The 20,757-nt window shown below is 66.4% G+C and carries 20 protein-coding genes; 13 read left to right on the forward strand and 7 right to left on the reverse strand.

Annotated elements, in window-relative coordinates; all coding sequences use genetic code 11:
- The first annotated feature begins 36 nt into the window (after nucleotides 1-36).
- On the forward strand, nucleotides 37-387 hold the full coding sequence (locus tag VL973_RS03190) for a GIY-YIG nuclease family protein (protein ID WP_325282582.1): 351 nt from the start codon (nucleotides 37-39) through the stop codon (nucleotides 385-387).
- A gap of 10 nt (nucleotides 388-397) precedes the next feature.
- On the opposite strand, the gene VL973_RS03195 is transcribed toward VL973_RS03190, so the two are convergent.
- The 5 genes from VL973_RS03195 to VL973_RS03215 are packed head-to-tail and all read right to left on the reverse strand — an operon-like array spanning nucleotide 398 to nucleotide 3,875.
- Nucleotides 398-1,918: an NAD(P)(+) transhydrogenase (Re/Si-specific) subunit beta gene (locus VL973_RS03195; protein WP_325282583.1), complete on the reverse strand. Its 1,521-nt coding sequence runs from the start codon at nucleotides 1,916-1,918 to the stop codon at nucleotides 398-400.
- Between the two features lie 16 nt (nucleotides 1,919-1,934).
- Nucleotides 1,935-2,240 carry an NAD(P) transhydrogenase subunit alpha part 2 gene (locus VL973_RS03200; RefSeq protein WP_325282584.1) on the reverse strand — a complete coding sequence of 102 codons (306 nt, stop codon included), beginning with the start codon at nucleotides 2,238-2,240 and terminating at the stop codon, nucleotides 1,935-1,937.
- Nucleotides 2,241-2,612 (reverse strand): PH domain-containing protein, encoded by a 372-nt coding sequence (locus VL973_RS03205; protein WP_325282585.1) that lies wholly within the window; start codon nucleotides 2,610-2,612, stop codon nucleotides 2,241-2,243.
- Nucleotides 2,612-3,745, reverse strand: coding sequence for an NAD(P) transhydrogenase subunit alpha (locus tag VL973_RS03210; protein ID WP_325282586.1), 1,134 nt, complete (start codon nucleotides 3,743-3,745; stop codon nucleotides 2,612-2,614). Before VL973_RS03210 ends, VL973_RS03205 begins: the two co-directional genes overlap by 1 nt.
- 4 nt (nucleotides 3,746-3,749) lie before the next feature.
- On the reverse strand, nucleotides 3,750-3,875 hold the full coding sequence (locus tag VL973_RS03215) for an aa3-type cytochrome c oxidase subunit IV (RefSeq protein WP_325282587.1): 126 nt from the start codon (nucleotides 3,873-3,875) through the stop codon (nucleotides 3,750-3,752).
- Nucleotides 3,876-4,027: 152 nt separating this feature from the next.
- Here VL973_RS03215 and VL973_RS03220 point away from each other — a divergent pair, with 152 nt between their 5' ends.
- Nucleotides 4,028-5,446, forward strand: a complete 1,419-nt coding sequence (locus tag VL973_RS03220; RefSeq protein WP_325282588.1) for a sigma-54-dependent transcriptional regulator — start codon at nucleotides 4,028-4,030, stop codon at nucleotides 5,444-5,446.
- A 41-nt stretch (nucleotides 5,447-5,487) separates the two neighbouring features.
- Nucleotides 5,488-6,495, forward strand: coding sequence for a LacI family DNA-binding transcriptional regulator (locus tag VL973_RS03225; RefSeq protein ID WP_325282589.1), 1,008 nt, complete (start codon nucleotides 5,488-5,490; stop codon nucleotides 6,493-6,495).
- Between the two features lie 4 nt (nucleotides 6,496-6,499).
- Here VL973_RS03225 and VL973_RS03230 read toward each other — a convergent pair whose 3' ends face one another.
- Together VL973_RS03230 and uxaC are read right to left on the reverse strand one after the other, a co-directional pair.
- Complete coding sequence (locus tag VL973_RS03230) at nucleotides 6,500-7,897, reverse strand: mannitol dehydrogenase family protein (protein ID WP_325282590.1); 1,398 nt, start codon at nucleotides 7,895-7,897, stop codon at nucleotides 6,500-6,502.
- A complete protein-coding gene (uxaC, locus tag VL973_RS03235; protein ID WP_325282591.1) occupies nucleotides 7,894-9,315 on the reverse strand; it encodes a glucuronate isomerase in 1,422 nt (473 codons plus the stop codon). Before uxaC ends, VL973_RS03230 begins: the two co-directional genes overlap by 4 nt.
- 142 nt (nucleotides 9,316-9,457) lie before the next feature.
- Here uxaC and VL973_RS03240 point away from each other — a divergent pair, with 142 nt between their 5' ends.
- The 10 genes from VL973_RS03240 to VL973_RS03285 form a co-directional block, all read left to right on the forward strand.
- A complete protein-coding gene (locus tag VL973_RS03240) occupies nucleotides 9,458-10,471 on the forward strand; it encodes a sugar kinase (protein ID WP_325282592.1) in 1,014 nt (337 codons plus the stop codon).
- Between the two features lie 113 nt (nucleotides 10,472-10,584).
- On the forward strand, nucleotides 10,585-11,370 hold the full coding sequence (locus tag VL973_RS03245; protein WP_325282593.1) for a succinate dehydrogenase iron-sulfur subunit: 786 nt from the start codon (nucleotides 10,585-10,587) through the stop codon (nucleotides 11,368-11,370).
- 72 nt (nucleotides 11,371-11,442) lie between these two features.
- On the forward strand, nucleotides 11,443-11,901 hold the full coding sequence (locus VL973_RS03250; RefSeq protein WP_325282594.1) for a PaaI family thioesterase: 459 nt from the start codon (nucleotides 11,443-11,445) through the stop codon (nucleotides 11,899-11,901).
- A complete protein-coding gene (zapE, locus tag VL973_RS03255) occupies nucleotides 11,898-13,013 on the forward strand; it encodes a cell division protein ZapE (protein WP_325282595.1) in 1,116 nt (371 codons plus the stop codon). Before VL973_RS03250 ends, zapE begins: the two co-directional genes overlap by 4 nt.
- Nucleotides 13,010-13,828: a shikimate 5-dehydrogenase gene (locus VL973_RS03260; protein WP_325282596.1), complete on the forward strand. Its 819-nt coding sequence runs from the start codon at nucleotides 13,010-13,012 to the stop codon at nucleotides 13,826-13,828. The genes zapE and VL973_RS03260 overlap by 4 nt, the downstream gene beginning before the upstream one ends.
- A gap of 141 nt (nucleotides 13,829-13,969) precedes the next feature.
- On the forward strand, nucleotides 13,970-14,932 hold the full coding sequence (gene mdh, locus VL973_RS03265; RefSeq protein WP_325282597.1) for a malate dehydrogenase: 963 nt from the start codon (nucleotides 13,970-13,972) through the stop codon (nucleotides 14,930-14,932).
- A gap of 78 nt (nucleotides 14,933-15,010) precedes the next feature.
- Nucleotides 15,011-15,895, forward strand: coding sequence for a succinate--CoA ligase subunit alpha (gene sucD, locus VL973_RS03270; protein WP_325282598.1), 885 nt, complete (start codon nucleotides 15,011-15,013; stop codon nucleotides 15,893-15,895).
- A gap of 105 nt (nucleotides 15,896-16,000) precedes the next feature.
- Nucleotides 16,001-18,970, forward strand: coding sequence for a 2-oxoglutarate dehydrogenase E1 component (locus tag VL973_RS03275; protein ID WP_325282599.1), 2,970 nt, complete (start codon nucleotides 16,001-16,003; stop codon nucleotides 18,968-18,970).
- A gap of 29 nt (nucleotides 18,971-18,999) precedes the next feature.
- The gene (odhB, locus tag VL973_RS03280; RefSeq protein WP_325282600.1) at nucleotides 19,000-20,244 is read left to right on the forward strand and encodes a 2-oxoglutarate dehydrogenase complex dihydrolipoyllysine-residue succinyltransferase; all 1,245 of its coding nucleotides are present in this window, start codon (nucleotides 19,000-19,002) and stop codon (nucleotides 20,242-20,244) included.
- 43 nt (nucleotides 20,245-20,287) lie between these two features.
- Nucleotides 20,288-20,757, forward strand: a 470-nt coding sequence (locus VL973_RS03285) for an FAD-dependent oxidoreductase (RefSeq protein ID WP_325282601.1), incomplete at its 3' end; no start/stop codon positions are given.

Genomic DNA, 20,757 nt, shown 5'->3' on the forward strand with positions numbered 1-20,757 from the left:
GTTCCGGGGTCCACCGTGCGCCAAGCCTCGTATGGCATGAGAGGACGCACGCCCTGCATCTATATTCTGGCCAGCGCGCCAAACGGCACTCTGTATGTCGGGGTCACATCCGACCTGATGGCCCGGATCGCGCAGCACCGTACCGAAGCGTTTGACGGCTTTACGCGGCGCTACGGCGTCAAGCGGCTGGTCTGGTTCGAGACGACCGAAACGATGGAGACCGCGATCGCGCACGAAAAGCGGGTGAAGCGATGGCGCCGGGATTGGAAACGCAATCTGATCGAGCGGAACAACCCGGACTGGCACGATCTGGCGGTCGGACCAGGGTTCAAACCGCTGCCGGGCTTTTCCGGCCCGGTGGTGGACCCCGGAACAAGTCCGAGGTGACGTGCGTCCCTCAATCCAGCGCCTTGACGATTTCCTCGACCATCTTCTTGGCGTCGGCCAGCAGCATCATCGTGTTGTCGCGGTAGAAGACCTCGTTGTCGACGCCGGCATAGCCGACGCCGCCCATCGATCGCTTGATGAACAACACCGTCTTGGCCTTTTCCACGTCCAGCACGGGCATACCGTAGATGGGGGAGGATTTGTCGGTCTTGGCCGCCGGGTTGGTCACGTCGTTCGCGCCAATGACGAAGGCGATATCGGTCTGCGAGAACTCGGAATTGATGTCCTCCAGCTCGAACACCTCGTCATAGGGGACGTTCGCTTCGGCCAGCAGCACGTTCATATGGCCCGGCATCCGGCCAGCGACCGGGTGGATCGCGTATTTCACGCGGACGCCGTGTTCCTTCAGCTTGTCGGCCATTTCGCGCAGCACATGCTGGGCCTGGGCCACGGCCATGCCGTATCCGGGGACGATGATGACCTGTTCGGCTTGGCTCATCAGGAAGGCCGCATCCTCGGCACTGCCGCGCTTCCACGGCCGGTCGGGGGCCGCCGCGCCGCCGCTGCCCCCCGCGTCGCTCGCGCCGAAGCCGCCCGCGATCACACTGATGAAGCTGCGGTTCATCGCGCGGCACATGATGTAGGACAGGATCGCGCCCGACGACCCCACCAGCGCGCCGGTGATAATCATCGCGCTGTTGTGCAGCGTGAACCCCATCGCCGCCGCCGCCCAGCCCGAATAGCTGTTCAGCATCGACACCACGACCGGCATGTCCGCCCCGCCGATCGGCACGATCAGAAGGAAACCGATGACAAAGCTCAGCACCAGGAGCGTCCAGAACGGCCACGCATCCTGCTGATGCGCGAACTGCGCGACCAGCAGCAGGATGGTGGCGATCAGCGCCAGGTTGATCGCATGGCGCGCGGGCAGCAGGATCGGCTTGCCCGACATGTTGCCGTTCAGTTTGAGGAACGCGATAACCGAGCCGGAAAAGGTGATCGCACCGATCGCCGCACCCAGCGCCATTTCGACCCGGCTGACGGGGTTTATGAAGGCGAACGGCTCCCCGATCATCGGGATGACCATGTCGGCAATGCCGAACGCCATCGGGTTGAGATAGGCCGCACACGCGACCAGCACGGCGGCAAGGCCGACGAGGCTGTGGAAAGCGGCGACAAGCTGCGGCATCGCCGTCATCGCGATGCGCCGCGCGGTGACGATGCCGATCACCGCGCCTATGCCAATGGCGGCGAGGATTTCCAGCATCGCCACCATGTCGATCCGCGCCAGCACCGGCCCCGTCGCGGCAACCATGCCCTGCGGACCTTCCAGCACCAGCCCGACCGCCTGCATCGGCAAGTGCGTCAGCAGCGTCGTCACCACGGCAATCGCCATGCCGATCATGCCGAAACGGTTGCCCTGCTGGCTGGTCGTCGGCGACGACAGCCCGCGCAGCGCCAGGATGAAGCACACGCCCGCCACCAGATAGGCGAGCGCCGCGAACGAATTGCCTGCGGTTACGTGCTCCATCCCCAACCCCTGTCTGTCAGTGCTTCGCCGGTGCTGCCGGTCGTTCCTTTTTCTTGTACATCGCCAGCATCCGCTGGGTGACGGCAAAGCCGCCGAATATGTTGATGCTGGCCAGCACCACGCCCAGCAGCCCCAGCCACTTCGACACCGCAAACCCGGCGGCAGCGGCGGCGGCGACCAGCGCGCCGACGATGATGACCGACGAAATGGCGTTGGTCACGGCCATCAGCGGCGTGTGCAGCGCGGGCGTGACCGACCAGACGACATAATAGCCGACGAAGCACGCCAGCACGAAGATCGACAGGATCGAGATGAAGTCCATCTAACGCCCTCCGCCCAGGATGTGATGCGCCAGCACCTGCTGCACGCCGACGATATTGGCGCTGGCCGATACCTTGACCTCCAGCGGCTGTTCGGCGCCGGAGACCCACACGGTCAGGTCAGCGTCCATGTCGAACGTCCCCGCCCGCTCGATCGACCAGCGGGTGATGGATTTATAGGGAATGCTCTCGATCTCGACCTTGCGACCGGTCAGGCCCTGCACATTGACGGTGCACAGCCGGTAATTGGTCAGGAACACGAGGTCGCGGATCGTCTTGAACGCGATCAGCACGCGCTCGCCCTCGATCAGCACGGGCGCGTAATCGCGCGCGACGGTGGCCGGGTCGGTCTGGGTGGCGTTGAACAGCCCCATCAGGCAGCACTCGTCAACCGGGGGTGCACCACCTGTCCGCCGCGTGTCAGGCGGATCGCGTCGCCGATTTCGTCACCGTCGGGCAGGACGGGGCGGCCCGCATCCTTGTCCCAGAACGCCGACAGGAAATTGAACAGGTTGCGCGCAAACAGCGCGGAGGTATCAGCCGCCAGCCGGCTGGGCACGTTGCGATGGCCGACGATCCTGACGCCGTGCCGTTCCACCACTTCGCCCGCCACCGCGCCCTCGACATTGCCGCCCTGCTCCACCGCCAGATCGACGATGACGCTGCCAGGCTTCATCGACGCCACCTGTGCGTCGGTTATCAGGCGCGGCGCAGCGCGGCCGGGGATCAGCGCGGTGGTGATGACGATGTCCTGTTTGGCGATATGGGCGGAGACGAGTTCGGCCTGCGCCGCCTTGTATTCGTCGGACATTTCAGTGGCGTATCCGCCGCTGCCCTCGCCTTCGACACCCTGCACCGCCTCGACAAAGATCGGCTTGGCACCCAGCGACAGGATCTGTTCCTTCGTCGCGGCGCGGACATCGGTAGCGGAAACCTGCGCCCCCAGCCGCCGAGCGGTGGCGATCGCCTGAAGCCCCGCGACGCCAACGCCCATCACGAACAGGCGCGCGGCGGACACCGTGCCCGCCGCCGTCATCATCATGGGAAAGGCGCGGCCATATTCGGCGGCGGCGTCCAGCACCGCCTTGTATCCCGACAGGTTGGATTGAGAGGACAATATGTCCATCGACTGCGCGCGCGTGATGCGCGGCATCAGCTCCATCGCCAGCGCCTCCACCCCCAGCGCGGCATAGCGGTCGACGCGCGCGCGCTCGCCAAAGGGATTGAGGCCCGCGACCAGCCACGCGCCGGGTTTGAAGCCGGTCAGCATGTCGGGGTCCGGTCCCTGCACGCCCAGCACGATATCGGCATCGGCCAGAACCGATGCCCGGTCGCCGACGGTGGCGCCCGCCTGAACCAGCGCGTCATCGGCAACGCCCGCCTGCGCGCCCGCCCCCCGCTCCACCGCGACGGTGGCACCGAGGGCGATAAACTTGCGTGCGGTTTCCGGCGTGATCGCCACCCGGCGCTCACCATTTACGGTTTCACGCAGGGCGGCGATCTTCATGTCGTCAGCTGGCGATCAGGGCAATGACGACCGCGGCCAACAGCGCCACGATGATCGACCCGACCTTCACCATCCGCATGAAACCCGCATAGGTGTCCGACCGCAACGGCGTGTCGATATGCTCGGCCATGTCATTCCCCAAAATCTGTTCTGCCCGCGACCTTAGCCAGCGCCGTGGCCAATCCGCAAGAGCCGCGAAACATTGGCGGCTTAAGCCGCGCTTTACGGTTGATGATTACAGCATGTGTCCAAGGACGGGACATAAGGGACAGAACGCGCGCAATGACACGCAATGGACAGCGCCTGTTGATGCTGATCGACGACGAACCGGCCCAGCGCCGGCTGGTCGCCGCCATCACCGCGCGACGCGGCTGGCGGACGATCTTCGCCGGCGATCATGAAACCGCACTGGCGACGCTGGGCACGCAGGACGGCATGGGGCTGGACGCCATCATCCTCGACAGTTGGGCGCCCGATGCCGACGCGGCCGGGCTGATCGCGGAATTGCGGCGCAATCGCCCGTCCCTACCCATCCTGATGCTGACTGCAAATGAATCGGTCGCCAGCGCCGTCGACGCGATGCGTGCCGGTGCGACCGATTTCCTGGTCAAGCCGGTCGCCGCCGAACGCCTGCTCACCGCGCTGGAAGCCGCCGTCGCGGGCAAGGCGGCGGGCGAGTTGCGGCCGCTGACCGAAAAACTGTCGATGCCGCTGGCCTTTGACGAGATCGTCGGCTCCGCCCCCCGGTTTCGCGCCGCGCTGGCAATCGCGGCCAAGGCGGCGCGCGCACGCATTCCCGTGCTGATCGAGGGTGAAAGCGGCGTCGGCAAGGAAGTCGTGGCAGAAGCCATCCACGCCGCATCGCCGCGCGCAAAAAAGCCGCTGGTCCGCGTCAATTGCGGCGCGATCCCCGCCAACCTGGTCGAATCGGAACTGTTCGGCCATGAAAAGGGCGCGTTCACCGGCGCGTTCGAACGCAAGATCGGCCGTTTCCAGGAAGCCGACGGCGGCACGCTTTTTCTCGACGAGATCGGCGAAATGCCGCTGGAGGCGCAGGTCAAGCTGCTGCGCGTGCTCCAGTCGGGCGAGGTCCAGCCACTGGGTGCGCGCCACATCCGCGAGGTCGACGTTCGCGTCGTCGCCGCGACCAACAAGACGCTGAGCACCGAAATCGAGGCAGGCCGGTTCCGTGAGGACCTGTTCTATCGCCTGAATGTCGTTCAGGTGACGATCCCGCCGCTGCGCGACCGCCCCGGCGATGTCGCGCCGCTGGCCCGCCATCTGCTCGCCCGTATCGCCGAACAACCGGGCCTGCGCCCGATGGGCATCACCGACGAGGCGCTGGCGCTGTTGGGCAGTTATGACTGGCCGGGCAATGTCCGCCAGTTGCAGAACGCGCTGTTTCGCGCCGCCGTGCTGTGCGACGGCGACGCACTGACCCGCGCCGATTTCCCGCAGATCGCCAACATGGCCGCGACCGGCCATTCGACCGCGCATGGTCCCACCCCGTCGGGCGGCGTCACATTGTTCCGGCCCGACGGCAACCTGCGCGCGCTCGAGGAGATCGAGGCCGACGTGATCCGCCTGGCGATCGGCCATTATCGCGGCCGCATGACCGAAGTCGCGCGGCGATTGGGGATCGGGCGATCGACGCTGTATCGCAAGCTGGGCGAACTGGGGATCGACCAGTCAGCGGCGTAAGCGCCCTTCTCATCATGCGTCCCGCGCGCTAGCCCCGGCGGATGGGCGGGGAAACACCGACGATCCACGATGTCGCGGCGCGTGCGGGTGTCTCCATCCGCACCGTGTCGCGCGTCCTCAACCGCTCGCCAAAGGTCAATGCCACCACTCGCAACACGGTTGAGCGGGTGATCGACACGCTGGGTTTCGTGCCGTCGCTGCGCGCGCGAGCGCTGGCGACGGGGCGGTCGTTCCTGATCGGACTGGTGCACGACGATCCCAACGCACTGGTGCTGGACGCCGTGCAGCGCGGCATCGTCGCGGCGTGCGTCGCGCGCGGCTATGAAATGGTCGTGCATCCCGCGCACGGCACCGGCGCGCCGGTGATCGAGGATGTAACGGCCTTTGCCCGGCGTTCCCGCGTCGACGGCATCATCCTGTTGCCGCCGGTGTGCGAAACGCCGGGACTGGCGGCCGCGCTGACGATGCCGAGCATCGCCTTTGCCGCGGCGCGCATCCCCGGCTATCCCGCCATGCTGGTATCGAACGAGCGGGAAAGCGCCGCCGATATGGCGCGGCACCTGCTGTCGCTGGGCCATCGCCGGATCGCGATGATTACCGGCCCGGCAGGCATGTTATCGGCGGAGGAGCGGCGCGCGGGCTTTGCCGGGGCGCTGGCGCAGGCTGGCGCGCCGTTCGACCCTGCCATGGTCGCGGGCGGCGATTATGGCTTTGCATCGGGGGTCGCGGCGGCGGAGCGATTGCTGGCGGGCCAGCCGCGCCCGACCGCGATCTTTGCGTCGAACGACGTGATGGCGGCCGGGGTGCTCAAGGTCGCGGCGCGCATGGGCCTGTCGGTGCCGGGTGCGCTGTCGGTCGCCGGGTTCGACGGCAGCGCGCTGGCGACGATGCTGACCCCTGCGCTGACCACCGTGGCCCGCCCGCTGGCCGACATGGCCGAGCGCGCCGCGCACCAGTTGATCGACCGGCTGGAAAGCCGGGCCGAGGCCAGCGATGTGACGGCGACGCTGGCCCTGTCGATCGGCGAATCGACCGGGCCAGCGGCCTGAAGCGTCAGGCGAAGCCCGCCGGATCGCCCAATGCGGCATGGGCGCGCGCCAGGGCATCGACGAACACCGCGTCCTGCGACAAGTCGCCGAACACCGCTTCGACCGCCAGATTTTCACGCCAGGGCCGCCCGCGCAGCCGGTCGGCCATCGGGTCCGCCAGGCCCGGATGGTCGCGCTCCAGAAAGCGCAGCCACGCCGCGATCGGCACCGCCAGCCGATCGACCGGCCGCCCCGCCGCTCGCGCGTCGCGCACGGTGTCGAGAATGCGATAGGGCAGCTTCTGCGACCCGTCGGCGGCGATCTGGATCAGCCGATGCGCGATGGCGCGATTGCCGAAACGGCGCAGGATCGCGTCGATATAGCCGTTCAGGTCCAGCGCGGCGGGCGGGTTCAAGGACGGGGCGATGTCCTCGCGCATCAACTGCTCGACAAAGCGCGCCAGCCGCGCGTCGTCCATCGCGTCTGCCACCGTTTCATGACCCAGCGCGACGCCCAGATAGGCGAGCGTCGAATGCGCGCCGTTCAGCAGCCGCAGCTTGGCATGTTCGTAACCGCGCACATCGTCGGTCAGCGTGACGCCGGCGGCGGCCAGGTCGGGGCGCTCGCCGGGGGCGAAATCATCCTCCACCACCCACTGGGTGAACCGCTCGCGCTGGATCGGCCAGGCATCGGTCACGCCCAGCGTGACATCGACCGACGCGCGCACCGCATCGTCGGTGGCGGGGGTGATCGAATCGACCATGGCGTTGGGAAAGCGCACCTCGCGCTCGATCCAGTCGGCCAAGTCCTTGTCGCGCGCGCGGGCAAACGCGACCGTCGCCGCGCCAAGCTTGCGGCCATTGTCCGACAGATTGTCGCATGACATGATGGTTAGCCCGCCCGCCCCGCGCCGCCGTCGTTCGGCCAGTCCCGCGACCAGCCAGGCCACAAAGGATCGCGGCGCGCCGTCGCCCGCCAGGTCGTGCGCGACCGCCGGGTGATCCATGTCGAGCGACCCATCGCCGGACAGGCAATAGCCCTTCTCGGTCACGGTCGCGCTGACGATCCGGGTATCGGGCGCGGCGACGGCATCCAGAATCGCATCCCGCTGATCGGCGGTCAGCACGCGGGCGATCGAACCGATCACGCGCGTCTCAGGCTCTGCATCGAGCAGCGCCAGCGCGTAAAGCCCGTCCTGCGGGTTCAGCGCATCGGCGACGCCCCGCGAATTCAGGCTGACGCCGATGATGCCCCAGCGCGCGTCAACGGCATTCAGCGCGTCGTATACCGGCGCCTGATGCGCGCGGTGGAACGCGCCGGGACCGAAATGCACGACGCCGATCCGCATTGCGTCGCGGTCATAATCGGGGCGCCCGACACCTTGGGGCAGATCGGCGAGCGTCGCGTTCGACAGGCGGCTCATGCGGGCGCTCCCAGCTTGTATGCGCGGCGGACCAGACCGACGGTCAGTTCGTGCGCCAGTTCGGCGGCCTCCCAATCCTCAAGCCGCCCTTCGGCGACCAGCCGCGCCAGGAACGCGCAATCAACGCGGCGCGCGACATCGTGGCGCGCGGGGATCGACAGGAAGGCGCGCGTATCGTCGTTGAAGCCGACCGTGTTGTAGAAACCCGCCGTCTCGGTCGTCATCTCGCGAAAACGGCGCATCCCTTCCGGACTGTCGTGGAACCACCATGCCGGGCCAAGGCGCAGGCACGGATAATGACCCGCCAGCGGCGCCAGTTCGCGGGCATAGGTCGACTCGTCCAGCGTGAACAGGATGATGGTCAGGTCGCGCTCGCCCCCCACCACGTCGAGCATCGGCTTCAGCGCCGAGACATAATCGACGCGCATCGGGATGTCGGCGCCCTTGTCGCGGCCATGGCTGGCGAACAACGCGGCATTGTGGTTGCGGAACGAGCCGGGATGGATCTGCATCACCATCCCGTCCTCGACGCTCATCTTCGCCATTTCGGTCAGCATCTGCGCGCGGAACAGCTCGGCGTCGCTCGCATCGGCACGGCCGGCGATCACGCGGTCGAACAGCGCCTCACACTCCGCGCGCGACAGGTTGGCGGTGCGCGCGGTGGCAAAGCCATGGTCGGTCGCGGTCGCGCCCAGCGCGCGGAAATCGGCGCGGCGGCGGCGATGCGCGGCGAGATAGCCGTCCCAGCGCGTCACATCCTCCTCCGTCAGTTCAGCAAAGCGCTCCAGCGCCGGGTGAAACGCCTCATGCTCGACATCGATGACCGAATCGGGGCGATAGGTGGTGACGACGCGCCCGCCCCAGCCCGATGCCCGGATCGACTTGTGATGCTCAAGCGGGTCGTCCGCCCCCTCGGTCGTGGCGAGCAGTTCGATGTTGAAGCGTTCGAACAGCGCGCGCGGGCGAAAGCCCGGCGTCGCCAGCGCTTCCCCGATCGCGTCGAAATACTGGTCGGCGCTGTCGGGGGTCAGCGCGACCTCGAACCCGAACACCTCGGCGAACACATGGTCCAGCCACATGCGCGACGGCGTGCCGCGAAACAGATGGTAATTGGCGGCAAAGGTCCGCCATGCCGCGCGCGGATCGGTCGCGGGCGGGCCGCTGCGGTCGGGCACGCCCAGATCGGCCAGCGCCACGCCCTGTGAATAGAGCATACGGAACAGATAATGGTCGGGCGACAGCAGCAATTCGGTCGCGTTGGCGAACGGCGCGTCGGTGGCGAACCAGGCGGGGTCGGTGTGGCCATGCGGGCTGACGATCGGCAGCGCGGCAATTTCGGCATACAGCGCGCGAGCGATGTCGCGGCTGCGCGCGTCGGCCGGAAACAGGCGGTCGGCGTCGAGCTTGAGCGGGCGCATTGGTCCTCCCCATTCAGGTCATGCGGGACATTCTCCGTCCCTTCACTGGCCCGGTTACCGCCTTGTGCCAGCGCTGGCAACCGACTAGCCCTTGCCGCCCCGCCCCCCGCATGTTCAGGGAAGCGCAGAAAGGATACCGATCATGTCCACCGGACCCATCGTCTGTTTCGGCGAATTGCTGCTGCGGCTCAGCGCGCCGGGGCGTGAATTGCTGATGCAGTCGCACCGGCTGGACGTGGTGGTCGGCGGGGCAGAGGCAAACGTCGCGGTCGGGCTGTCCTGCCTCGACCACCCGACGCGCATGGTCAGCATCGTGCCCGACAATCCGCTGGGGCGTGGCGCGGTGGCGGCGGTGCGCGCGCAGGGCGTCGATTGTTCGCGCGTGCGGACGGGTGTCGGGCGGATGGGCCTGTATTTCCTGGCGCCGGGTGCCGGGCTGCGCGCCAGCGACATCGTTTATGACCGGGCGGGATCGGCCTTTGCGCTGGCCGCACCCGATGCGATCGACTGGAATGCGGCGCTGGCGGGCGCGGCGCGGCTGCACCTGTCGGGCATCACCCCCGCACTGGGTGCGAACACCGCGCAAGCCGCCATCGCCGCCGCGCGCGCCGCGCGCGAACTGGGCGTGCCCGTCTCGTTCGACGGCAATTACCGCGCGCGGCTTTGGGAAGCGTGGGACAGCGATCCGCGCACGGTCCTGACGGACCTGGTCGGGCTGGCCGACCTGTTTTTCGGCAACCACCGTGACATGGCGCTGTTGCTGGGCCGCGAATTTTCGGGCGACGGGCCGGAACGGCGGCGCGAAGCGGCGCAAGCGGCGTTCGATGCATTCCCCGGCCTGACCCGCATCGCATCGACCGCGCGACATGTCGACGATGCCGACCACCACCGCCTGTCGGCGCGGCTCGACCTGCGCGACGCGTCGTTCCAGACCGAGGAAGTCGCGGTGTCGGGCATTGTCGACCGGATCGGCGGCGGCGATGCGTTCGCGACCGGTATTCTGCACGGCATCCATGACGGCCTGTCGGGCCAGGCGACGGTGGAAGCGGGGCTGGCGCTGGCGTGCCTGAAACATTCGCTGCCGGGTGACGCCAGCCTGTTTCGCCGCGCCGACATCGACGCTTTCCTCGAAGGGGGGCGCGACGTGCGGCGCTGACCCGGCCTTCGGTCCGGGTTGCATTGCAGCACCGCTCCTGTCATCGGGAAGCATCGTCTTGAAGCGCGCGCGCCGCGCGCTACTTCGGACGCAGCAAACACAAGAGACGGATCATGGCCACCTTCACACTGCCCAAGAACAGCGTCATCAAGAAGGAGGGCAATGTCCATGCCGCTCCGCAGGGCGCGGGCCGCGTGAAACGGTTCAAGGTCTATCGCTACGACCCTGATTCGGGTCAGAACCCGCGTTACGACACGTTCGAGATCGACCTCGACGATTGCGGCCCGATGGTGCTCGACGCGCTCATCAAGATGAAGTCCGAACAGGACCCCTCGCTCACCTTCCGCCGGTCGTGCCGGGAGGGCATCTGCGGGTCGTGTTCGATGAACATCGCGGGCAAGAACGGTCTGGCCTGCACCACCGCGATCGAGGATATCAAGGGCGATATCCGAATCACGCCGTTGCCGCATATGGATGTCATCAAGGACCTGGTTCCCGATTTCACCCATTTCTACGCGCAATATGCCTCGATCAAGCCGTGGCTGCAGACCGTCACCCCGCCGCCCGCGGGCAAGGAACGGCTCCAGTCGCCGGAGGACCGGGCCAAGCTGGACGGCCTGTATGAGTGCATCCTGTGCGCCTGCTGTTCAACGTCGTGCCCCAGCTATTGGTGGAATTCGGACAAGTTCCTCGGCCCCGCCATCCTGCTCCAGGCCTATCGCTGGCTGGCCGACAGCCGCGACGAGATGACAGGTGAGCGCCTGGACGATCTGGAGGACCCGTTCCGCCTGTATCGCTGCCACACGATCATGAACTGCGCCAATGTCTGCCCCAAGGGCCTGAACCCGGCCAAGGCGATTGCCGAGATCAAGAAGATGGAGGTCGAACGGATCGTCTGATCCGTTCGGTCCTTTTTCCAATCCCGCGCCGGGGCGGGCCGATCGACAGGCCCGGACCCCGGATATTGCCGCTTGGAAGCCACGCCGCCCTTTCGCTTCATTGACGATCCCGAACTGCCCGGCTGGCACCGCTGGGAACTGACCGATCCGACCCGCTACAATGCTTTTCTGGCACCGCTGTCGGTCCGTGCGGAGGGTGAGCGGGCGGCGCGTGTGCGGATGGTGCCGCAGCGCATTCACGCCAACATCCGCGATCACGTTCATGGCGGCGCGCTGCTGGGCTTCATGGATGTCGCCGTCTTTGCCGCCGCGCGTGCACTGGGCATCATGGATGAAGCAGGCGCCTCGACCGTCGACCTGTCGGCGCAGTTCATTGCCGGGGCCGACGCCGCGCACCCGATCGAGGCGGAGGTTGAGCTGCTGCGCGAAACCGGGCGGCTGTTCTTCGTGCGCGGGCTGGTCGTGCAGCACGGCACAACCTGTGCCAGCTTCACCGCGACGGCGCGCAAGGCGGGGAGCCGCAACGCATGACCGATGTTCTGAAAGCCTATGAGACGCTGATCGCCAATGGGGAGCTTCGCGCCGACCCCGATCAGCGCGCAGCCGCGCAGCGGCTCGACGCGCTGGCCGCCGAACTGGTCGCCGCGCCCAAAGGCGGGCTGCTCTCAAGGCTGTTCGGCCGCACGACCCAAGCGCCGCGCGGCATCTATATGTGGGGCGGCGTGGGGCGCGGAAAATCCATGCTGATGGACCTGTTCTTCGATCATGTTCCTGTCGCCGCCAAGCGCCGCGTCCATTTCCATGCGTTCATGATCGAAGTTCATCAACGGCTGCGTGCGGAGCGCGACCATGAACGCGGCGACCCCATCCCCCCGGTTGCGGCGGCGATGGTGGGCGAAGCGCGGCTGCTGGCCTTTGACGAGATGGTCATCAACAATTCCGCCGACGCGATGATCCTGTCTCGGCTGTTCACCGCAATGCTCGAACAGGGGCTGACCGTCGTCGCCACGTCGAACCGCGTGCCGGAGGATCTGTATAAGGACGGCCTGAACCGCGAACATTTCCTTCCCTTCATCGCAACGATCCGCGAACGCATGGATGTGGTGGCGCTGAACGGGCCGGTCGATTACCGGCGCGACCGGCTGGGCAGCATGGAAACCTGGCTGGTGCCCAATGGCGAGGAAGCGACGGCCAAGCTGTCCGACGCGTTCTTCCGGCTGACCGATTATCCCGTCGAGGATCGCGAGCACGTTCCGTCATGCGACATGGATGTCGGCGGGCGCACGCTGCATGTGCCCAAATGCCTTAAGGGCGTGGCCGTGTTCAGCTTCAGGCGGCTGTGCGGCGAAGCGCGGGGCAGCGCCGATTATCTGGCGGTCGCGCGGCGTTTCCACACCGTCATCATCGTCGGCATCCCCCGGCTGGGTCCCGACAACCGCAACGAAGCCGCCCGCTTCGTCACGCTGATCGACGCGCTGTATGAACACAAGGTCAAGCTGCTGGCCGCTGCCGACGCGACGCCCGAGACCTTGTATGAAAAGGGCGATGGCGCGTTCGAGTTCGAGCGCACCGTCAGCCGCCTGAATGAAATGCGTTCCGACGATTATCTGGCGCTGGGCCACGGCGAGGGGGAACAGGGATGACCGCACGCATCAACCGCGACACGAAATTGTGCATGTCGCTATCGGGCCGCCCCGGCAATTTCGGCACCCGGTTCCAGAACCACCTGTATGAGACGCTGGGCCTCGATTATGTCTACAAGGCCTTCGCGACCCAGGATATCGAAGGCGCCGTGCGCGGCATCCGGGCGCTGGGCATTCGCGGCTGCGCGGTGTCGATGCCGTTCAAGGAAGCGGTAATCCCGCTGATCGACGCGCTCGATCCATCGGCCGCGTCGATCGGCGCGGTCAACACCATCGTCAATGATGACGGCCGCCTGACCGGCTACAACACCGACTATCTCGCGGTCATCGCGCTGATGCGACGCCACCGGGTGCCGACCGATATCCGCTGGGCGCTGGCGGGCGCAGGCGGCATGGCCAAGGCGGTGGCATCGGCGCTGATCGACCATGGCTATGCCGGCGGCACCATCGTCGCGCGCAATGTCGACAGGCGGACGGCGCTGGCGGAACGGCTCGGGCTGGCGCACGCCGCAGAGCCGCCGGTCGGTTGCGGCATGATCGTCAACGCTACCCCGGTCGGCATGGCCGGCGGGTCGGAGGCAGAGGCCCTCTCCTTCCCGATCGAGGCGGTGGAAGAAGCCGACATCGTGTTCGATGTCGTCGCCATTCCGGTCGAAACGCCGCTGATCCGGGCAGCGCGCGCGGCGGGCCGACGGATCATTTCCGGCGATGCGGTATTGGTGCTGCAAGGCCGTGAACAGTTCGTCCTTTACACTGGCGTGCAGCCTGACGACACGGCGGTCGAGGCCGCTGCAAGGTTGGCGCTTTCCCCTTAATGCACTTGCGAAACACTCGCAAAGATAATTGATCGAGCCGGTCGATTGGCGGTTGCCCGCCTTTCCCAAAAGGCTTAAGTCGCCTGCGTTTCGCGGGGCGCCTTGCCGCGTGCCCGCCCGGCATCCGACTAGGGAGGACCCATGGCTCGCAAGAAGATCGCGCTGATCGGCGCCGGCATGATCGGCGGCACGCTCGCCCATCTCGCCGCAATGAAGGAACTGGGCGACGTCGTCCTGTTCGACATTGCCGAGGGTATGCCCCAGGGCAAGGCGCTCGACCTCGCCCAGTCAGGTCCGGTCGAGGGTTTTGACGCCAATCTCAAGGGCGCGAACAGCTATGAGGACATTGCCGGCGCCGATGTGGTGATCGTCACCGCCGGCGTGCCGCGCAAGCCGGGCATGAGCCGCGACGACCTGCTCGGCATCAACCTCAAGGTGATGAAGGCCGTGGGCGAGGGTATCGCCGCGAACGCCCCCGACGCCTTCGTGATCTGCATCACCAACCCGCTCGACGCGATGGTGTGGGCGCTGCGCGAGTTTTCGGGCCTGCCGCATAACAAGGTCGTCGGCATGGCCGGCGTGCTTGATTCGGCGCGCTTCCGCCATTTCCTGGCCGAAGAATTCAACGTCTCGGTCGAGGACGTGACCGCCTTCGTGCTGGGAGGCCATGGCGACACGATGGTGCCGGTGGTCGAATATTCGACCGTCGCGGGTATCCCCATCCCCGACCTCATCAAGATGGGCTGGTCGACGCAGGAGCGGATCGACGCGATCGTCCAGCGCACCCGTTCGGGCGGTGGCGAGATCGTCGGCCTGCTCAAGACCGGCTCGGCCTATTACGCGCCCGCCACCTCGGCAATCGCGATGGCCGAGAGCTATCTCAAGGACAAGAAGCGCCTGCTGCCGTGCGCCGCGCATCTGACCGGCCAATATGGCGTCGACGACCTGTATGTCGGCGTGCCGATCGTCATCGGCGCGAACGGCGTCGAGCGCATTGTCGAGATCGAGCTGAAGGAAGAGGCCAAGGCCAATTTCGAAACCTCGGTCGCTGCCGTCAAGGAACTGCTGGTCGCCTGCAAGGGCATCGACAGCTCGCTGAACTGATCCCGCCCGGTCCCGGGCACCGCGCCGGGGCCGCGCCATCCTATCCGGGCCGTCCGGCCGCCAATTCAGGGAAATCCGATGAGCATCCTCGTCGACAAGAACACCAAGGTCATCGTCCAGGGCATGACCGGCGCGACCGGCACCTTCCACACCGAACAGGCGCTTGCCTATGGCACGGCGATGGTCGGCGGCGTGACGCCCGGCAAGGGCGGCTCGACCCATATCGGCCTGCCGGTGTTCAACACCGTTGCCGAAGCGGTTGACACGACCGGCGCGACCGCCAGCGTCGTCTATGTGCCCCCCGCCTTCGCCGCGGACTCGATCCTTGAGGCGATCGACGCGCAGGTGCCGCTGATCGTCGCGATCACCGAAGGCATTCCGGTGCTGGACATGGTCAAGGTCAAGCGCGCGCTGTCGGGTTCCAAGTCGCGGCTGATCGGCCCGAACTGCCCCGGCGTGCTGACCCCCGGCGAGTGCAAGATCGGCATCATGCCCGGCTCGATCTTTTCCAAGGGTTCGGTCGGCGTCGTGTCGCGTTCGGGCACGCTGACCTATGAGGCGGTGTTCCAGACGACCAATGCGGGCCTGGGCCAGACCACGGCCGTCGGCATCGGCGGCGATCCGGTCAACGGCACCAACTTCATCGACGTGCTGGAGCTGTTCCTGGCCGACGACGCGACCGAATCGATCATCATGATCGGCGAGATTGGCGGTTCGGCTGAGGAAGAGGCCGCGCAGTTCCTCCAGGACGAAGCAAAGCGTGGCCGCAAGAAGCCGATGGTCGGCTTCATCGCGGGCCGCACGGCGCCTCCGGGCCGTCGCATGGGCCATGCCGGCGCGATCGTATCGGGCGGCCAGGGCGGCGCCGAGGACAAGATCGCGGCGATGGAAGCCGCCGGCATCCGCGTCAGCCCCTCGCCCAGCCTGCTGGGTGAAACGCTGGTCGACGTGCTCAAGGGTTGATCCTTATCCGCCGCGCCCGACATGTCGTCGGGTGCGGCAACCGGCCGCGTGCCAACGCTGGCTGCTGAACAGCCCCGCCATCACCGCGCGGGGACGAGGTGTGCAATGGGTTACGAAGGTCAGGATTTCTCCGATATCGCCGGTGGCGTCAGCCCCGCGTTCATCGATTCGCTCTACGCCCGGTTCAAGGCGGATGCCGGTTCGGTCGAGGCGGGCTGGCGCGCCTTTTTCGAAGGGCTGGAGAACACCGTGACCGGGCCGAGCTGGGCGCGCGCCAACTGGCCGCTCAAGGACACCGACGCGCTGACCGCGGCGATGGACCCGACCCAGATGGAGCCGGCGCCAAAGCCGGCCAAGGGCGGCAAGGGCGATGCCGCGCCCAAAGCGCCCGCCCCCGCCGCCTCCACCGCCGACATCCAGCGCGCGGCGCAGGATTCGATCCGCGCGATGATGCTGATCCGCACCTATCGCGTGCGCGGGCATCTGGCCGCCAATCTCGACCCGCTGGGCCTGTCAAAGCGCGAGATGCCCGAGGATCTGAAGACCGAATATCACGGCTTTTCGGACAACGAGATCGATCGACCCGTCTATCTGGGCGGCGCGCTGGGGTTCGAGACCGCGACCATCCGTCAGGTCGTCGACACGCTGCGGAAGAATTACTGCGGCAATGTCGGCCTCGAATATATGCACATCGCCGACGTTCAGGAACGTCGCTTCCTGCAGGAGCGCATGGAAGGGCAGGACAAGGCGATCGAATTCACCACCGAGGGCAAGAAGGCGATCCTGTCCAAGGTGATCGAGGCCGAGCAGTGGGAAAAGTTCCTGGGCCGCAAATATGTCGGCACCAAGCGTTTCGGCCTGGATGGCGGCGAAGCGATGATCCCCGCGCTGGAAGCCGTCATCAAATATGGCGGCCAGATGGGCGTGCGCGAGATCGTCTATGGCATGGCGCATCGCGGCCGTTTGAACGTGCTGGCCAATGTGCTGGGCAAGCCGTTCCAGGTCATCTTCCACGAATTCGCTGGCGGTTCGGCCAACCCGGACGATATCGGCGGTTCGGGTGACGTGAAATATCACCTCGGCACATCCACCGACCGTGAATTTGACGGCATCAACGTTCATATGTCACTGGTCGCCAATCCCAGCCATCTGGAGGCGGTGAACCCCGTCGTGCTGGGCAAGGTGCGCGCACAGCAGACCTTCCGTCAGGATCTGGAAAAGCACGAACAGGCGCTGCCGGTGCTGATCCACGGCGACGCGGCGTTTGCGGGCCAGGGCATCGTGTGGGAATGCCTCGGCTTCTCGGGCATCCGCGGTTACAACACCGGCGGCTGCATCCATTTCGTCATCAACAATCAGATCGGCTTCACTACCAGCCCGCAATTCGCGCGCTCCTCGCCCTATCCGTCGGATGTGGCCAAGGGGGTTCAGGCCCCGATCCTGCACGTCAACGGCGACGATCCCGAAGCCGTCACCTTTGCCTGCAAGGTCGCCACCGAGTTCCGCCAGACGTTCAAGCGCGACGTGGTCATCGACATGTGGTGCTATCGCCGCTTCGGCCATAATGAGGGCGACGAGCCGAGCTTTACCCAGCCGCTGATGTACAAGGCGATCCGTCAACATCCGCCGGTCAGCGAAGTCTATGGTCAGCGCCTGACATCCGAAGGCGTGGTCGACGACGATTTCGTCAAGGCCAAGACCGCCGAGATCACCCAGACGCTGGAAGAGGCGTTCGACGCCGCCAAGGGATACAAGCCGAACAAGGCCGACTGGTTCGCCGGTCGCTGGTCGGGTCTGCACGCGCCGGTGGATGAAGAAACGTCGCGGCGCGGCGTGGAGACGGGCATCGAGCAGAAGCTGTTCGATTCGCTCGGCCGCACGCTGACCGAACGGCCCGACGGGTTCGAGTTGCACAAGACGCTGGGCCGCGTGCTGGATGCAAAGGCGGAGATGTTCCGCACAGGCACCGGCTTCGACTGGGCCACGGGCGAAGCGCTGGCTTATGGCTCGCTGCTGTCCGAGGGTTACGGCGTTCGCCTGTCGGGCCAGGATTCGGGCCGTGGCACGTTCAGCCAGCGTCACGCCGTCTGGGTCGACCAGAATGACGAGCGCCGTTACGTGCCGCTTCAGGAAATCCCGCACGGCCGGTTCGAAGTGCTCGACAGCCCTTTGTCCGAATATGGCGTGCTGGGCTTTGAATACGGGTTTGCGCTGGCCGATCCCAAGACGTTGGTCCTGTGGGAAGCGCAGTTCGGCGACTTCGCCAACGGCGCGCAGATCATGATCGACCAGTTCATCGCCTCAGGCGAGGCAAAGTGGCTGCGCGCCAATGGCCTGGTGATGCTGCTGCCGCATGGATATGAGGGTCAGGGACCGGAGCATTCATCGGCACGCCTGGAACGCTTCCTGCAATTGTGCGCGCAGGACAATATGCAGGTCGCCAACTGCACCACGCCCGCCAATTATTTCCACCTGCTGCGTCGCCAGATGCACCGCAATTTCCGCAAGCCGCTGGTCGTGTTCACGCCGAAGTCGCTGCTGCGGCACAAGATGGCGGTGTCGAAGGCGGAGGATTTCGTCGGTAACAGCCATTTTATGCGGATCCTGTCGGACCCCAATGGCGCCGCCGATGCCGATACAAAGCGTGTGGTGCTGTGTTCGGGCAAGGTCGCCTATGACCTGATCGAGGCACGCGACGCCGCGGGCGATACCGAAACGCAGATCATCCGCATCGAACAGCTCTATCCCTTCCCCGGCGAGCCGCTGGCCGTCCGCCTGGCGCGGATGCCCCGGCTGGAGGATGTGGTCTGGGCGCAGGAAGAACCGAAGAACAACGGTTCGTGGTTCTTTGTCGAGCCGGAGATCGAGCAGTCGCTGGCCACCGCCAACGCGGCAGTGAAGCGTGCGCGTTATGCCGGCCGTGCGGCGTCCGCCTCGCCCGCCACGGGCCTGATGAAGCGGCACCAGGCCGAACAGGGCGCGTTGATCGCCGATGCGCTGGGCCATAGCGTCCGCGAGGAAATCCGCCGCACCCGCCAGACCGAAACGAACCCGACCGGCAAGGCCGCGTCGTGATTGAAGCCTGAACGAAGGACGAAATAGCCATGGCCACTGAAATCCTCGTCCCCACGCTGGGCGAATCGATCACCGAAGCGACGCTGGGCGAATGGCTCAAGCAGCCCGGCGACCGCGTCGAAGCCGACGAGCCTGTCGCCAGCCTCGAAACCGACAAGGTGTCGGTCGAAGTGCCCGCCCCCGCCGCCGGCGTCATGGGCGCGCATGGCGTGCAGCCGGGCGATACGGTCAATGTCGGGGCGATGATCGGCACGATCGATGCGGGCGACGGCGGCGCCGCCGCGCCCAAGCAGGAGGCGGCATCGACGCCGACCCCCGCGCCGGCAGAGGCTGGACAGCAGGCACCCGCATCTGTCGACCCCGCACCTGTCGACAATGTCGACGCCGCCGCGCTGTCGCCGTCGGTGCGCCGCGCGATCCTCGAACATGGCCTCGACCCCGCGACGATCAAGGGCACCGGCAAGGACGGCCGCATCACCAAGGAAGACGTGGTCGCTGCCGCCTCGAACAAGTCGAGCGCCCCGGCTCCCGCCGCGTCGGCCCCGGCAACGGCCCCTGCGCCGGCCGGCGACAATCGCCGCGAGGAACGCGTTCGTATGACGCGTCTGCGCCAGACGATCGCCAAGCGGTTGAAGGAAGCGCAGGACACCGCCGCGCTGCTCACCACCTTCAACGATGTCGACATGACCGCCGTCATCGAGGCGCGCACCAAGTATAAGGACCTGTTCGAAAAGAAGCACGGCGTCCGGCTGGGCTTCATGGGCTTCTTCGTAAAGGCCGCGTGCCAAGCGCTGCGCGACATTCCGTCGGTCAACGCGCAGATCCAGGGCGATGAAATCGTCTATCACGATTATGCCGACGTGTCCGTCGCGGTGTCGGCACCGCAGGGCCTGGTCGTGCCGGTGATCCGCAATGCCGAAAGCATGTCGGTCGCGCAGATCGAAAAGACGATCGGCGATTTCGGCAAGCGCGCCAAGGACGGCAGCCTGAAGATGGACGAGATGAAGGGCGGCACCTTCACCATCTCGAACGGCGGCGTGTTCGGTTCGCTGATGTCGACCCCGATCATCAACCCGCCCCAGTCGGCGGTGCTCGGCCTCCACCGGATCGAGGATCGCCCCGTGGTGCGCGACGGTCAGGTCGTGGTGCGCCCGATGATGTATCTGGCGCTCAGCTATGACCACCGCATCATCGACGGTCGTGAGGCGGTGACGTTCCTCGTCGCGCTCAAGAATGCGATCGAGGATCCGACGCGGCTGCTGATCGACCTTTGAGACAAAGTGGCGCACCGGACACCCGGCGCGGCGGAGAATGAACATGGCTGAATATGATTTCGACGTTCTGGTGATCGGTGCCGGCCCCGGCGGCTATGTCGCGGCGATCCGCGCGGCGCAGCTGGGCCTCAGCGTCGCATGTGCCGAATCGCGCGAGACGCTGGGCGGCACCTGTCTCAATGTCGGCTGCATCCCGTCAAAGGCGATGCTGCACGCGTCCGAATATTTCGACGCGGCCGCCAATGGCGCGATGGCCAAGATGGGCATCAAGGTGACGCCCGAACTCGATCTCGGCGCGATGCACGCCCAGCGCCTTGACGCGGTGAAGGGGCTGACCGGCGGCATCGAATATCTGTTCAAGAAGAACAAGGTCGAATGGCTGAAGGGCCGAGCCGGTTTCGTTGATTCGACCACGGTCAAGGTCGGCGACCGCACCGTCACCGCGCGCGACATCGTCATCGCGACGGGTTCGTCGGTCACCCCGTTGCCGGGTGTCGAGGTCGACCAGAAGGT

The organism is Sphingomonas sp. (assembly GCF_035490575.1).
In the GTDB taxonomy this organism is placed as follows: domain Bacteria; phylum Pseudomonadota; class Alphaproteobacteria; order Sphingomonadales; family Sphingomonadaceae; genus Sphingomonas.

Excerpts from the sequence above, each read along its gene's own strand:
- VL973_RS03195 (WP_325282583.1), bottom strand. The coding sequence starts at position 1,918 with ATGGAGCACGTAACCGCAGGCAATTCGTTCGCGGCGCTCGCCTATCTG.
- VL973_RS03220 (WP_325282588.1), top strand. The coding sequence starts at position 4,028 with ATGACACGCAATGGACAGCGCCTGTTGATGCTGATCGACGACGAACCG.
- odhB (WP_325282600.1), top strand. The coding sequence starts at position 19,000 with ATGGCCACTGAAATCCTCGTCCCCACGCTGGGCGAATCGATCACCGAA.
- VL973_RS03205 (WP_325282585.1), bottom strand. The coding sequence starts at position 2,612 with ATGGGGCTGTTCAACGCCACCCAGACCGACCCGGCCACCGTCGCGCGC.
- mdh (WP_325282597.1), top strand. The coding sequence starts at position 13,970 with ATGGCTCGCAAGAAGATCGCGCTGATCGGCGCCGGCATGATCGGCGGC.
- VL973_RS03215 (WP_325282587.1), bottom strand. The coding sequence starts at position 3,875 with ATGGCCGAGCATATCGACACGCCGTTGCGGTCGGACACCTATGCGGGT.
- VL973_RS03210 (WP_325282586.1), bottom strand. The coding sequence starts at position 3,745 with ATGAAGATCGCCGCCCTGCGTGAAACCGTAAATGGTGAGCGCCGGGTG.
- VL973_RS03200 (WP_325282584.1), bottom strand. The coding sequence starts at position 2,240 with ATGGACTTCATCTCGATCCTGTCGATCTTCGTGCTGGCGTGCTTCGTC.
- uxaC (WP_325282591.1), bottom strand. The coding sequence starts at position 9,315 with ATGCGCCCGCTCAAGCTCGACGCCGACCGCCTGTTTCCGGCCGACGCG.
- sucD (WP_325282598.1), top strand. The coding sequence starts at position 15,011 with ATGAGCATCCTCGTCGACAAGAACACCAAGGTCATCGTCCAGGGCATG.
- VL973_RS03225 (WP_325282589.1), top strand. The coding sequence starts at position 5,488 with ATGGGCGGGGAAACACCGACGATCCACGATGTCGCGGCGCGTGCGGGT.
- zapE (WP_325282595.1), top strand. The coding sequence starts at position 11,898 with ATGACCGATGTTCTGAAAGCCTATGAGACGCTGATCGCCAATGGGGAG.
- VL973_RS03230 (WP_325282590.1), bottom strand. The coding sequence starts at position 7,897 with ATGAGCCGCCTGTCGAACGCGACGCTCGCCGATCTGCCCCAAGGTGTC.
- VL973_RS03245 (WP_325282593.1), top strand. The coding sequence starts at position 10,585 with ATGGCCACCTTCACACTGCCCAAGAACAGCGTCATCAAGAAGGAGGGC.
- VL973_RS03260 (WP_325282596.1), top strand. The coding sequence starts at position 13,010 with ATGACCGCACGCATCAACCGCGACACGAAATTGTGCATGTCGCTATCG.
- VL973_RS03275 (WP_325282599.1), top strand. The coding sequence starts at position 16,001 with ATGGGTTACGAAGGTCAGGATTTCTCCGATATCGCCGGTGGCGTCAGC.
- VL973_RS03240 (WP_325282592.1), top strand. The coding sequence starts at position 9,458 with ATGTCCACCGGACCCATCGTCTGTTTCGGCGAATTGCTGCTGCGGCTC.
- VL973_RS03190 (WP_325282582.1), top strand. The coding sequence starts at position 37 with ATGAGAGGACGCACGCCCTGCATCTATATTCTGGCCAGCGCGCCAAAC.